Annotated in this window: 12 protein-coding genes; 1 reads left to right on the forward strand and 11 read right to left on the reverse strand. The window is 32.5% G+C overall.

Going from position 1 to position 13,152, the window contains the following annotated elements:
• Nucleotides 1-16: 16 nt before the first annotated feature.
• Both ACE193_RS11420 and ACE193_RS11425 read right to left on the reverse strand, forming a co-directional pair.
• Nucleotides 17-1,543 (reverse strand): TonB-dependent receptor, encoded by a 1,527-nt coding sequence (locus tag ACE193_RS11420; protein WP_375563104.1) that lies wholly within the window; start codon nt 1,541-1,543, stop codon nt 17-19.
• 285 nt (nt 1,544-1,828) lie between these two features.
• A complete protein-coding gene (locus tag ACE193_RS11425) occupies nt 1,829-2,926 on the reverse strand; it encodes a VWA domain-containing protein (RefSeq protein ID WP_375563105.1) in 1,098 nt (365 codons plus the stop codon).
• 422 nt (nt 2,927-3,348) lie between these two features.
• On the opposite strand from ACE193_RS11425, the gene clpB reads away from it, so the two are divergent.
• A complete protein-coding gene (gene clpB, locus ACE193_RS11430; protein WP_375563107.1) occupies nt 3,349-5,964 on the forward strand; it encodes an ATP-dependent chaperone ClpB in 2,616 nt (871 codons plus the stop codon).
• Nucleotides 5,965-6,037: 73 nt separating this feature from the next.
• On the opposite strand, the gene ACE193_RS11435 is transcribed toward clpB, so the two are convergent.
• From ACE193_RS11435 to ACE193_RS11475, 9 genes are all read right to left on the reverse strand, one after another.
• A complete protein-coding gene (locus ACE193_RS11435; protein WP_375563108.1) occupies nt 6,038-6,625 on the reverse strand; it encodes a hypothetical protein in 588 nt (195 codons plus the stop codon).
• Nucleotides 6,626-6,661: 36 nt separating this feature from the next.
• The gene (locus ACE193_RS11440; protein WP_375563110.1) at nt 6,662-7,192 is read right to left on the reverse strand and encodes a hypothetical protein; all 531 of its coding nucleotides are present in this window, start codon (nt 7,190-7,192) and stop codon (nt 6,662-6,664) included.
• Nucleotides 7,193-7,298: 106 nt separating this feature from the next.
• Entirely contained in the window at nt 7,299-8,108 is an 810-nt protein-coding gene (locus ACE193_RS11445) for a hypothetical protein (RefSeq protein ID WP_375563111.1), read from the reverse strand.
• 145 nt (nt 8,109-8,253) lie between these two features.
• Nucleotides 8,254-8,799, reverse strand: a complete 546-nt coding sequence (locus tag ACE193_RS11450) for a YbhB/YbcL family Raf kinase inhibitor-like protein (RefSeq protein ID WP_375563112.1) — start codon at nt 8,797-8,799, stop codon at nt 8,254-8,256.
• A gap of 104 nt (nt 8,800-8,903) precedes the next feature.
• Complete coding sequence (locus ACE193_RS11455; RefSeq protein WP_375563113.1) at nt 8,904-9,737, reverse strand: helix-turn-helix domain-containing protein; 834 nt, start codon at nt 9,735-9,737, stop codon at nt 8,904-8,906.
• A gap of 66 nt (nt 9,738-9,803) precedes the next feature.
• Nucleotides 9,804-10,463, reverse strand: a complete 660-nt coding sequence (locus ACE193_RS11460) for a YggS family pyridoxal phosphate-dependent enzyme (RefSeq protein ID WP_375563114.1) — start codon at nt 10,461-10,463, stop codon at nt 9,804-9,806.
• A 60-nt stretch (nt 10,464-10,523) separates the two neighbouring features.
• The gene (locus ACE193_RS11465; protein WP_375563115.1) at nt 10,524-11,102 is read right to left on the reverse strand and encodes a hypothetical protein; all 579 of its coding nucleotides are present in this window, start codon (nt 11,100-11,102) and stop codon (nt 10,524-10,526) included.
• A gap of 79 nt (nt 11,103-11,181) precedes the next feature.
• Nucleotides 11,182-11,994: a class I SAM-dependent methyltransferase gene (locus ACE193_RS11470; protein WP_375563116.1), complete on the reverse strand. Its 813-nt coding sequence runs from the start codon at nt 11,992-11,994 to the stop codon at nt 11,182-11,184.
• 183 nt (nt 11,995-12,177) lie between these two features.
• Complete coding sequence (locus tag ACE193_RS11475; RefSeq protein ID WP_375563117.1) at nt 12,178-13,038, reverse strand: 1,4-dihydroxy-2-naphthoyl-CoA synthase; 861 nt, start codon at nt 13,036-13,038, stop codon at nt 12,178-12,180.
• Nucleotides 13,039-13,152: the final 114 nt, after the last annotated feature.

A 13,152-nucleotide genomic window follows, 5' to 3' on the forward strand; every position in this document is an offset into this window, starting at 1 on the left:
TCTAAAAAATTATGTTTTACAAATTATTATCAATTACTTCTTGACGACTTTTTTGCTCACGTTCTAATGTTTCTTGCTGACGTTCTTTTTCTGCTTCTGTGAGTTTGTCAGTCGGACAAGGATAATCAAATAAACACTTATCTTTAATGGCTTTTTCTACAATTTCAGGTACCATTGCTTCCCAACCTTCTTTTCCTGCTTTTATCATTTCTAAAACATTATCAGAAAAAATATGCAAGTTTTCAGTATTTATATTTTGAATGGTCGCTAATTTTTGAGTTTCTAATAAATACTTATATAAAAATGCTTGTTTTGGAGCAACCTCAAAATCTTCACAACCTAGAATTTTTTCTGTCCCTGGTATGCGTGAAGGATAAACATACATTTTTACATTTGAACCAAATAATTTCCCGAAGGCTTCCAAAATTCCACCATTCAAATCTGTATAAAACTCATCTTCAAATACATCTGCAAGCGAATAAATACCTAAAATAATTCCGATTTTTTTTCCACGAGTAAATAATGATAAATACTCTACTAAACGATAATACTCTTGATAATTAGAAATAATTACTGTTTTTCCCATCGAACAAAGAATATCTACTCTATCTAAAAAGTCTTCATCACTAATTGTTCCCTCTGCACGAAGATTAGCAAGTGTAAGTTCTACCAAAACCAAAACATCTTTATTGGCTACATCAGGTTCATCTTTAAACATATCCAATCCTTTATCCAACATATCCACATTTACGTGTGTAGGTGGACGAAAACGACCACGAAGAGCCAAAATATTTTTCTTATAAAGAGCTTCCGAAGGCTGCAAAACATTTCCATTTGAGCCAAACATAGCTGCATTACTCATTCCATTTTTTACCAGTTTAAGACTCATCAAACGATTATCTACGTGTTCGAAGTCTGTACCAGTCATTCTAAACATATCAATCTCAATTCTATCTCTGGAAAGATTATCCATCAATGAAGTAAGCATCATATCAGGATTATGAGCATGATAAAAACAAGCATACATCAAATTAACACCAATAATACCGACAACCTGCTCTTGTAAAAATTTATGATTATCTAATAAATTGATATGAATAATTACTTCATTAGGAGGTGTATTGGGTTTTAATTGAAAACGAAGTCCAATCCAACCATGTCCACGATTTGTTTTGTTATAATTCAATACTTCAATCGTATTGGATAAAGCAAAAAAGCAGGTATCAGGACGGTGTTCTCTCAAACGCTCTTCTACAAGTACATATTCATGAGAAATCATTTTTATCAAACGAGATTCACACACATAACGTCCACTTTCTTCTGCACCATAAATAGCATCACTAAAAGCCATGTCATACGCTGACATCGTTTTGGCAATCGTTCCAGAAGCTGCTCCTGCCTTGAAAAATTGTGCTGCCACCTCTTGTCCTGCTCCGATTTCGGCAAAAGAGCCATAAATACTTGCATCAAGATTGATTTTTAAGGCTTTTTGTTTGGTGGTTAGTAATCGATCTGTTGTTGTTAAAGTAGTGTTGTTACTCATAGCTATATGAATTCTTTTTGTTAGAGGAAAGTAATTAATGCTAGTAAAGCAAAAATCAGACTTAAAATTACGAAAAGTCAATGAGAAAGATTATTACATTCGTGTTAAATTCACACTAACTATTTTTAATAGAAATAATAAAGTTATTTGTCTGAAAATCAGGGTTTTTAATCGAAAAATGTTTTAGAAATGAAACAAAAAAAATGATACTTTTTTTTTAAAGTATCATTTTTTTTACTGCTTATCAACCGTCAACGAGACTAAAGCTGTCGTTGAGGTATTTATTTAAAACTGCTTTCTTCTATTTTTCTTAAAGTCTTCAAAAACTAATTGTCCAAGTCCTTGCAAGCCCGAATAATAAGCATTTCCACCATTTGTAGCCGTAAACTCTTTTACAAAACGTTGCAAATAAGGGTCAGAAGCAATCATAAAAGTAGTAATCGGAATTTTTAGTTTTTTACATTGCGATGCCAAATTCATAGTCTTATTTAGGATAGTTGAATCCAATCCAAAACTATTTTTGTAATATTTCAATCCTTTTTTGATACAGGTTGGCTTTCCGTCTGTAATCATAAAAATCTGTTTGTTTGGATTTTTTCTACGACGCAAAAGCCCCATCGCCAACTCCAAACCTGCAACTGTATTTGTATGATAAGGACCAACTTCCAAATAAGGCAAATCTTTGACTTCAATCTGCCAAGCATCGTTTCCAAAGACGATAATATCTAGCGTGTCTTTCGGATATTTTGTAGTAATAAGTTCGGCAAGTGCCATCGCTACTTTTTTGGCTGGCGTAATTCGGTCTTCTCCATACAAAATCATCGAATGTGAAATATCAATCATCAAAACCGTTGAAGTTTGAGCTAAATATTCTTTTTCTCTAATTGTAAGATCATTTTCTGTCATTCGAAACTCTCCGATTCCACCATTTATTTGAGCATTTTTGATAGATTCTGTATAAGAAATTTGGTCTAAATCATCTCCAAAACGATACGGACGTTCGTCTGCCGAAACATCGCCACTGTTTCCATGAAATTTCGTTTTGTGATTTCCTCCTTTTGATTTTTTGAGCTTTCCAAAGATTTCTTCTAGTGCGCTTCTTCGGATTGTTTGGTCGCTTTTGGGAGTTACTTTTATTTCTCCAGTTGCTGCACTTTCTTCTAAATAGCCTTTTTCCTTCAAATCTTCAAAAAAATCTCCTATTCCGTAGCCTTCTCCTGTGAGATTGTGTTGTCTGTCTAAATCAGTTAGCCAAGACATTGCTTTTCCTACATCTCCTCCTGCCATAGATAAAAGTTGAAGAAAAATATCTAATAATTTATCAAAACCACTATTTTTTTTTGATTTGGGTGGTGTATATTTTCCGAAGCGATAACCTTCCATAATTCTATATTTTTTGAATTTTATTTTTTTAGCTGTTTTTTATCTAAACTGAATGAATAGGAATTTAGTTTTGAAATTCTAATTCTATAAGTTCTAATATACAGTTTTTCTGAATGGAAATAAAAAGCGACAATCTGACCGAAAAAACAAATCACATTTATCAGAAGAATATTTAATAGTGTCAAAAAGACACTATTAAATAACAAAGTTTAATTTTTCAAGTTTCAAATTGAACATAACTAGCCAAAAAGTCAGTTACTAATCAAATACTAAATAATTGTATAGCTTTTGATAACCATATAGCATAACCGTACTTTTTAAAACGTACTTATACGTTAGCTATTCAATCAGAAAACAAATACTTAAAATATTGCCGTTGTTGATGTCCTTACCAACAACATTTTTACTACAAAAAATCAATTATGAACTTTAATAAATTCACTATAAAGGCTCAAGATGTAATTCAGAAAGCCTCAACGATAGCGACCAGTTCGCAACAACAAATCATTCAGACAGGTCATATTTTGAAAGCTGCTTTAGATGCCGATGAAAATATGACAAAGTTTTTGGTTAATAAATTAGAAGTCAATGTAACTCTTCTCAATCAAGTTCTGGACGAATACATGGTTTCTTATCCAAAATCAAGTGGCGCAGATCCATATCTTTCTAATGACTCTCATGCTGCCATTCGTGAAGCTGAAAATTATCTCAAAACATTCAAAGATGAATTTATAGCCGTTGAGCATATTCTTTTAGGACTTTTGAAAGGAAAGGACAAAACGGCTGACCTCATGCGTGAAGTTGGTTTTAATGAAGATAATTTGGTAAGAGCAATCAAAGAACTTCGTGGAGGACGTAAAGTAACTGACCCAAATGCAGAATCAAAATACCGTTCTTTAGAGCGTTATTCTAATAATTTGACAGAACTTGCACGAAAAGGAAAAATAGACCCAGTTATTGGTCGTGATGACGAAATCCGTAGAGTTTTGCAGATTCTTTCAAGAAGAACTAAAAATAATCCAATGCTTATTGGCGAACCAGGCGTAGGAAAAACGGCAATTATTGAAGGACTTGCACAGCGTGTAGTTGATGGCGATGTTCCTGAAAATTTGAAGTCTGTTGTGATTGCTTCTTTGGATTTGGGAATGCTCGTTGCAGGTGCAAAATACAAAGGAGAGTTCGAAGAGCGTTTGAAATCTGTCATCAAAGAAGTTACAGATTCTGATGGAGAAATCATTTTATTTATTGATGAAATCCATACGCTTATTGGTGCAGGAGCTGGAGGCGATTCGGCAATGGATGCAGCCAATTTATTAAAACCAGCACTCGCTCGTGGCGAACTTCGTGCAATCGGAGCGACAACACTCAAAGAATATCAAAAATATATTGAGAAAGATAAAGCCTTAGAACGTCGTTTTCAGACCGTTACAGTAGATGAACCGACTATTCAAGATGCAATTTCTATTTTACGTGGAATTAAGGAAAAATACGAATTACATCATGGCGTTCAGATAAAAGACGATGCGCTCATTACGGCAGCACAACTTTCTCATCGTTATATTCCAGACCGTCAGTTGCCAGATAAGGCGATTGATTTAATGGACGAAGCAGCAGCAAAATTGAGAATAGAAATGAATTCTATGCCTCAAGAATTAGACGAAATTCGTCGAAAAGTAATGCAATTAGAAATCGAAAGAGAAGCCATCCGAAGAGAAGGCGACAAAGAAAAAAATACGATTCTCTCAAGAGAAATTGCAGACCTAAGAGCAATACAAGACGGATTAATGGGACGTTGGAACGCTGAAAAAGGAGCAATCGACGGAATAAGAGAAACCAAAAAAGAGTTAGAAAACCTTAGAATACAAGCCGAACAAGCCGAAAGAGCAGGAGATTACGGAAAAGTAGCCGAAATTCGCTACGGAAAAATTACGGAAGCAGAACAAAAACTAAAAGAGTTACAAGAAAAACATGAGCAAGAAGAATCTAAAGAATCAATGCTCAAAGAAGTTGTAACTTCTGAAAATATTGCTGAAGTAGTTTCGAAATGGACAGGAATTCCAGTTACTAAGATGCTGCAAGGCGATAAAGAAAAACTATTAAACTTAGAGGCTGAATTAGGAAGACGAGTAGCAGGACAAACCGAAGCTATTCAAGCCGTTTCTGATGCTGTGCGTAGAAGTCGTGCAGGTGTTCAAGACCCAAATCGTCCGATTGGCTCATTTATATTTTTGGGTACGACAGGCGTAGGAAAAACAGAACTTGCCAAAGCATTAGCCGAATATTTGTTTAATGATGATGATGCAATGGTCAGAATTGATATGTCGGAATACCAAGAACGCCATAGTGTAAGCCGTTTGATTGGTGCGCCTCCTGGATATGTGGGTTATGATGAAGGTGGGCAGCTTACCGAAGCCGTTCGTAGAAAACCGTATAGTGTTATTTTACTTGATGAAATTGAGAAAGCACACCCAGACGTTTTCAATATTTTGTTACAAGTTTTGGATGATGGAAGACTGACTGATAATAAAGGCAGAATTGCCAATTTCAAAAATACGATTGTCATCATGACTTCAAACACAGGTTCGCAGATTATTCAAAATAACTTTGCTTTAGCTACTGAGAAAACAGACGAGCAAGTAGAGCAACTTTATGAAGACACAAAAATACAGGTTACAGAGCTTTTGAAAGCGAGCATGCGACCAGAGTTTTTGAATCGTATTGATGAAGTCTTAATCTTCAAACCTCTTTCAAGATTAGAAATTCGTCAGATTGTAGATTTACAATTAAAGCAAGTTCAGAAGCGATTAGACGAAAACGGAATCACTTTAGAAGTTTCGAAAGAAGCCTTAGATTATATTGGAAAGATTGGTTACGACCCACAATTTGGAGCAAGACCACTCAAAAGAGTCGTTCAACGAGAAATCTTAAATGAACTTTCAAAAGAGATTTTGGCAGGAAAAGTAACGAAAGATTCGCCTGTGGGTGTAGTTTTGGAAGATGGAAAAATTGCTTTTGTGAACTCTATTTTTGAAGGGTAGATTTTTCTTTATATAAATTTTTGAAAACCTCATTTTTCTTTTTTGGAGAGAAAAATGAGGTTTTTATTTTTACTTATTCAACTATCCTAAATCCATATTCTTCTACAGGCATATCAAAGTAGATAATAGAACGTTGAGGGTTTTCTACTAAATATCTTATCTGATATTCTTGTCCTGTTTCTAGGTTAGGATATTTTTCTTCAAAATCATCTGATAAATACTGAATACGATCATATTCGATACCATTTATTGAATAAGTGAAATGTATAAACCTTATATATTTGTATAAAAAAGTAATAGATATTGTACCTACTGAAAATTTTAAAACCTCATCCTTAGTAAATACAGGTTTGTCATAATGTATATCTGGTTCAGATGGATTCTCTTCATCATAATATAACAAAAATTTATCTCCATATACTTGAGAATAAAAACATAAACCATAATCAGACATTACTTTTCCGTTTGCAAAATATTTATACTCTCCCTCTTCATTGTGAGACTTTCTACTTCCTACAAGAGTAGCAATTGCTTTTATCTTTCCATCAGTTGTTTTCTTCTCTCTAAAAAAAGACAGAAAAATAATCAATAACACGCAAAAAATAGAAAATATTAGTATTACAGAAACACCTTGTTTGATTTGTTGAATGATTGTCTTCATTTGGTTTTAAGTTGAAACTGTTGAGCAATAAACAGATTATTTTATAGGTTCATCAAAATTCATAATAGAACGTTGTGGATTCTTCATCCAATATTTTATTAAGTATTTCTGTCCTTCTTTGATGTTAGGATATTTACTTTCAAAATCTTCTGATATATATTGAAAACGTATGTATTCTTTTCCATTTACAGTATATGCGAATTTTAAACGATTAGGAGCATACCAAGAGGGAGTAGATATTATTTCTGCTTCGGTTAAGAATGTACTTTCTTTATCTAAAAATATAGGTTGAGAATAGATTATTTCAATAATAGTACTGTCTTCACTATCATAATATGCTTCATATTTATCTCCTATCACTTGAGTATTGATAAAGTTACCATCCTTTTTTATTCTATGATTGCCTACATAATAAATATATTCTCCTAATGTATTATTAACCCACCGTGTACTATCTAAAATTGCAACTGTTCTTATCTTTCTGCCTTTAATTTCTATTTTAGGAGACAAAAATGTGGCAATTACAAAGACTGAAATTGTCATTCCAGAGATTAGTATAAAAGACAATACTATATTTAATGTTTTTTTAGTGTTTACTTTCATTTAAATTTTTAGCTGGTTTAAAATTAAAACGAGAGGGATATTGACTCAGTTGTAATAAATGAAAAGTTAATCATCTCACTTCATAAACAAAAGGCGTATTAATAATTCTCAAATCAGTAGGTAGTTTTGAAATAAAATCACTCCATTCTGGAATGGTATCTCTATGAATAGTTGCAAAATAATTTACTGAGAATTGTTGTCTAGTCATTATTCTTATCTGCAACTGACAATAAAGCGCATCTATATTTGTATTAGGATGATAAATAATGTGATACTTGAACTCTATTATGTCTTCAAAAGCAAAAAAATCTTTTAAAACTTTTTGATTGATGTGTTGTACAACTAATCCTCTTGATTTGTAGTCTATGTACATAGCTAATTTGGATTCTATGTTTTCCATTTCTTTGATGGATTTATTCTTTAGGCTTTTTGGAATATTGCTAATTACTCCATAAACTATACAAGCCATCAAACAAAACATAAACGTTATAAATCCTACACCTCCTCCAAATATATTGCCTATAAAAGCACTCAATAGTATAGAACCAAATACTAACAAAACAGATAAAAAGCAACCTTGACCTTCATTACCCATAAACATAGGACTAGTAGCAAATCCAAAACTTAGTATTTCTTGAGTATATTTATCATTCGCTTTAAGATAAAGCATTTGAGGTAAAGGCAAAAACTTGAGAGTTTCGGTTTGGTCGCAATGAGAATATCCCAAATATTCCCAACTCTCTATAAAAAAAGCAGATTTACAAGCAGCACAAATCACAACTGTATGACCTTCTTCTATTTTTTCTCCTGTGATAGGGTCAGTTCGGTTTTGATTTAGAAAGTCTTGATGATACTCAGTAAGTGTGTGTGAATAACTCATTTTTTAGATGTTGTTGCTTGTATTTAGTTTTGGAATGCTATTATGACGACCAACAACAAAGATAAATATGTTTTTGAAAACCTCATCCCTCTTCAATAAATAAAGAGAAATGAGGTTTTGCTAAATCATACAATATTATCAAAAATTATCTTTGGTAATAAAACACCAAACTCGCTTTTGCAATAGTATTATTCCACAAATAATATCCCACAGTTGCAGGATTTGTAGTAGCATCCAAGCCTAATTTATCTGTCTTGAGTGCATAAACAGTAACTATGTATTGGTGCAAACCGTGATTTTCTGGAGGACAAGGACCACCATATCCAGCTACACCATAATTTGTCACGCTTTGAATAGCTCCTTTTGGAGTAAGATTAGCTTTCAAATTTCCTGCACCTGTTACTAGCTCATTTATATTAGCAGGAATATCAAAAACTACCCAATGCCACCACCCACTTCCCGTTGGTGCATCTGGGTCATATACTGTAATGGCAAAACTTTTTGTGCCTTCTGGTGCATTTGACCAAGATAATTGAGGTGATTGGTTTTCTCCTGTACAGCCAAATCCATTGAACTCTTCTGTCTTTGTGGCTTGTCCTCCTATGTCTGTACTGCTAAGAGTAAAAGTTTCTTGAGCAAAAGAAAGTGTAGAGATAAGAAAGAAAAATAAGAATAATGTTACTTTTTGCATTTTATTTGAGGTTTAGATTTACTAAGATTAAAATACAAAGTTACAGTATTGCCTTGCTGATGAGGTAGAGATAGACGCTCTAAAAGTATCGCTAAACGTCCATTTTATGTAAAATGTTGTTTAGGTGTTTTGCCAAACTCTTTTTTATAGGCTTGTATGAAAGAAGATAAATTTTCGTAACCAATTTGCATATAAATATCACTAGCACGCTGTTTTTTGTTTTCTAACAGAAATGAAGCGTGTTCAAGTCTTCGCTGTCTAAACCATTTTATTGGACTATCATTGTATATTTTTTTAAACTCTCTTTTGAAAGCCGAAACACTTTTATTGCACAAAAAAGCTAATTCTTCTACACTCAAATTTGTATAAATATTATTTTCAATGACTGATGTAAAATGTTCTCTACTGTAAACATTGCTGTTTAAAAACTTGTAGAGAAAACCTGTTCCATTTTTATGGATTAAATAAAGAAAGATTTCTTCTAGTTTGATAGTTAAAACCTGTTTTTGTAAAGCTAGAGGTTGTTGATTGATTTGTAGTACACTAAACACAAAATTCTTGATATAATTATCATAATCAAATACCAAAAACGGATTTGTTTCGCTGCTTGATTGAAGTTTAATTTTGTGTTTTTCTATAAAATCAATAAGCCAATTATCATCAAAGAAAAACAACAAACTTCTATATTGATTGGCTTGTGATAATTTTTCAGTCATCAAACATTTACCTGATTTAATGAGAAGAAATTGATTGTTTTTGATTGTTGTTTGTTTATCAAAATGCACAACTTCTTTTATTCCATCTTGTAAAAAACTAAACACATTCTGATTAAGCGTAATTTTATTTCTTGTAAGAGAATTATTTATCAAGTAATCATAAATAGATAGTTGAGTTTCTGAACCATCGAATAAATCATTGGGAAGTAGATAGGTTTTCATTTATTAGACTGTATGAATAAGTATAAAAAGCTGGTGTTAAAGTTTCATCTCAATCATTCTCAAATTTTATCGCTTTCCAAAAATAGCACTTCCCACACGCACAAGTGTTGCACCTTCTTCAATCGCCATTGGATAATCGCCACTCATTCCCATAGAAAGCTCTCTAAAAGCTATATTTTTTGTATTGAAATTACTCTTTACTTTATCAAAAAGTATTTTTAATTTCTTAAATTCTGAACGAACTTGATTTTCATTATCTGTGAAAGTCGCCATTCCCATTAATCCAACCAGTTTGATATTTTCAAGTTTTTTGAGTTCTTCGTTTTCCAAAATTTCATAGAGTTCTTTTTCATCCAAACCAAATTTTGTGTCTTCTTCTGCAATGTGCATTTGCAAAAGACATTCAATTACTCGTTCGTTTTGCTTGGCTCGTTTGTTTATTTCTTTAAGTAATTTAAAACTCTCTACCGAATGAATCATCGAAACAAAAGGAGCAATATATTTCGTTTTATTTGTTTGCAGTGTTCCTATCAGATGCCATTCTATATCCTTTGGGAGCTTTTCCTGTTTTTCTGTTAGTTCTTGTACTCGGTTTTCTCCAAAAACTTTGAATCCTAAATCATACAATGCTTGTAGTTTTTCTAAAGGATGCGTTTTGGTAACAGCAATTAACTTAGCTTCTGTATTTTCTAAGTTTGATAAAATTTCGTTTAGATTTTCTTTCATAGGTTTGATTTGTTTATCAAACCTATAAGGTTTTCAGAAACCTTATAGGTTTAGTTTGTTCTATTTTCCATAAATTTCTAAAAAATCTTCCCAGTCTTTTGGGATATTTTTTAGGCTTGAATCTTCAAGAGTTGCTTTTGAAGTATGTAAAAAACCAAGTATAAATTCTACTTCATTTTTATAATCAAACTGTAAATCGGGGTGTAATTTGATGATTTTTTTCAAGACAAAATCAGTTCTTTTACAAACGTACCCTCCAAATTTGTCAGCACGATAAGCATATTTTTCTAGAAATTCCTCTTGTTTTTTAAAAGTTTCAGAGAGTAAATATAAAGTCAATTCTATTTCTCCTACTTTATCTTTTGTGATTTTGACATGGCGAGTAATATCTCCATTTATACTTCGCATTGCCATCATTAACCAACCTGGAGTGCCGTGATTGAAACTTGTCATTTTGTCAATTTCTTCTTTTATCTCTTCAGCTAATGCTTTTGTTTCGGCTTCATCTCCAAAAAGCTCGTGTTCTAACCTTGCAATAAGCATTTCATCTTTTGCAATCAGACGAAGTAAAATTTTGTCCTTTTCTTTTTGTGGCATCTGACAAATTGCCTCCTTTAATTCTTTTGCGATTTTTGCCATAACTACTGTAACTGATTAGCAAGTGATTTTTATGATTGATATGATAATAGGCAGGATAATACATTTTGAAATAAAATTACTAACTGCTTTCTTCTGAATTATCTTTTTGCACAAAAAATAATAATGAAACTCCAAAGGGAAAAGAAATATTTTTTTGAAATAGCTTTTTTTCTAGTCTAAAAACTCCTTTCAAGATGGAATCTAAAAAATTATTTGATTTATAAATTTCAAAATCTGAACCTGAACCTTTTCGAATAAACTGCTTTGGAATCAGAAAGTTTAGTTTTCTGAAAAGCCAAATAGGAATAAATAAAAAAGAATTAAAATAAGTTTTTCGAAGAATCTTGAAAGAAGAAGTATTATCTATCTTTTTACTTTGCAAATCAAATAATTTTAAAATTTCATTCATCTTATATCTTTTAAAATGCTGGTTTATTTCATCGTGATGACTCCAAAGGCTTTGAAAAGCAGGAACAGTTATACAAATTTTTCCTTTTTGTTTACAAACTCTATTCATTTCTGAAATTGCTCTTTTATCATCTTTTACGTGTTCGACAACATCAAAAGCACAAATAACATCAAAATAATTATCTTCAAAAGGTAATTCTAAAATCGAACCTTCAATGACTTCTATATTCAGTTTTTGTCTTACAAGTTCAGCACAAACTCTGTCATATTCTACTGATATCACTTCTCCAAATTCAGAAAGCATTTCAGAAGTTTTTCCTGTTGCTATTCCTATATTTAAGATTTTTAATTTTGTATTATTATCTAAATTAGTTTTTGATACAATTATTTTTTGAAGTTCTTGTTTCAAGATTTCTAAACGCACCACAAACCACCAATGATTTCGTTCTAACTGATAATAATTTTTGTAGTAGTCTTGATTCAAATTAAATGATTTTTAAAACACAAAGTTCACAGAAAGCACAGAGAATACAAATTACTTTTTAACCACAGAGGTTGAAGAGTTTTAGGAGAATGAAAATACAGATTTCATAAAATTATAAAATCTGTATTCAATATTTCAAAATGAAATTCAACTGGTTACTGGTAACTATTTACTGATAACTGATTATGGAATCCATTTGATGTCTTTGAAATCTGGTTTTCTTTTCTCTAAAAAGGCATTTCTTCCTTCTTTTGCTTCGTCGGTCATGTAGGCTAGGCGTGTAGCTTCTCCTGCAAAAACTTGTTGTCCGACCATTCCGTCGTCGGTTAGATTGAATGCAAATTTGAGCATTTTGATAGACGTAGGCGATTTTTCCAAAATTTCTTGCGCCCACTCGTAAGCCGTATCTTCTAATTCTTCGTGAGGAATAACAGCATTTACCATTCCCATCTCGTAGGCTTCTTGTGCTGAATAATTACGACCCAAAAAGAAAATTTCTCTTGCTCTTTTTTGCCCGACCATTTTAGCCAAATACGCAGAACCATAACCACCATCAAAACTGGTAACATCGGCATCCGTTTGTTTGAAAATAGCGTGTTCTTTGCTCGCTAGAGTCAAATCACAAACGACATGCAAACTATGTCCACCACCAACAGCCCAGCCATTCACAACAGCAATAACAGCCTTTGGCATAAAACGCATAAGACGCTGAACTTCTAAAATATTCAGTCTTGGCATTCCGTCTTCGCCTATGTATCCTTGATGCCCTCGTGTACGCTGGTCGCCACCACTACAAAACGAATAAACTCCGTCTTTTGGAGAAGGTCCTTCTGATGAAAGCAAAACTACTCCAATAGAAGTATCTTCTCGTGCATCTAAAAAGGCTACGTACAATTCGGTTACTGTTTTTGGACGAAAGGCATTTCTAACTTCTGGACGGTTGAAGGCAATACGAGCCACTCCGTTTGATTTTTTGTAGGTAATATCTTCAAATTTGATATTATTTAATTCCTCAATGACTTTCCAGTCTGCTTTTTGATTCATTTTTTTGTTTTTAAAGTGAATTTTGGATTGAATGCAAGATAAAATTTTTTAGAAATACTTGAACTGATTAGCTAGTGATTTATATGATAAAAGGCAGGATTAAATACGAATACG

The organism is Bernardetia aquimarina (assembly GCF_042180575.1).
GTDB lineage: Bacteria > Bacteroidota > Bacteroidia > Cytophagales > Bernardetiaceae > Bernardetia.

Excerpts from the sequence above, each read along its gene's own strand:
- clpB (WP_375563107.1), top strand. The coding sequence starts at position 3,349 with ATGAACTTTAATAAATTCACTATAAAGGCTCAAGATGTAATTCAGAAA.
- ACE193_RS11420 (WP_375563104.1), bottom strand. The coding sequence starts at position 1,543 with ATGAGTAACAACACTACTTTAACAACAACAGATCGATTACTAACCACC.
- ACE193_RS11445 (WP_375563111.1), bottom strand. The coding sequence starts at position 8,108 with ATGAGTTATTCACACACACTTACTGAGTATCATCAAGACTTTCTAAAT.
- ACE193_RS11455 (WP_375563113.1), bottom strand. The coding sequence starts at position 9,737 with ATGAAAACCTATCTACTTCCCAATGATTTATTCGATGGTTCAGAAACT.
- ACE193_RS11475 (WP_375563117.1), bottom strand. The coding sequence starts at position 13,038 with ATGAATCAAAAAGCAGACTGGAAAGTCATTGAGGAATTAAATAATATC.
- ACE193_RS11435 (WP_375563108.1), bottom strand. The coding sequence starts at position 6,625 with ATGAAGACAATCATTCAACAAATCAAACAAGGTGTTTCTGTAATACTA.
- ACE193_RS11460 (WP_375563114.1), bottom strand. The coding sequence starts at position 10,463 with ATGAAAGAAAATCTAAACGAAATTTTATCAAACTTAGAAAATACAGAA.
- ACE193_RS11450 (WP_375563112.1), bottom strand. The coding sequence starts at position 8,799 with ATGCAAAAAGTAACATTATTCTTATTTTTCTTTCTTATCTCTACACTT.
- ACE193_RS11425 (WP_375563105.1), bottom strand. The coding sequence starts at position 2,926 with ATGGAAGGTTATCGCTTCGGAAAATATACACCACCCAAATCAAAAAAA.
- ACE193_RS11465 (WP_375563115.1), bottom strand. The coding sequence starts at position 11,102 with ATGGCAAAAATCGCAAAAGAATTAAAGGAGGCAATTTGTCAGATGCCA.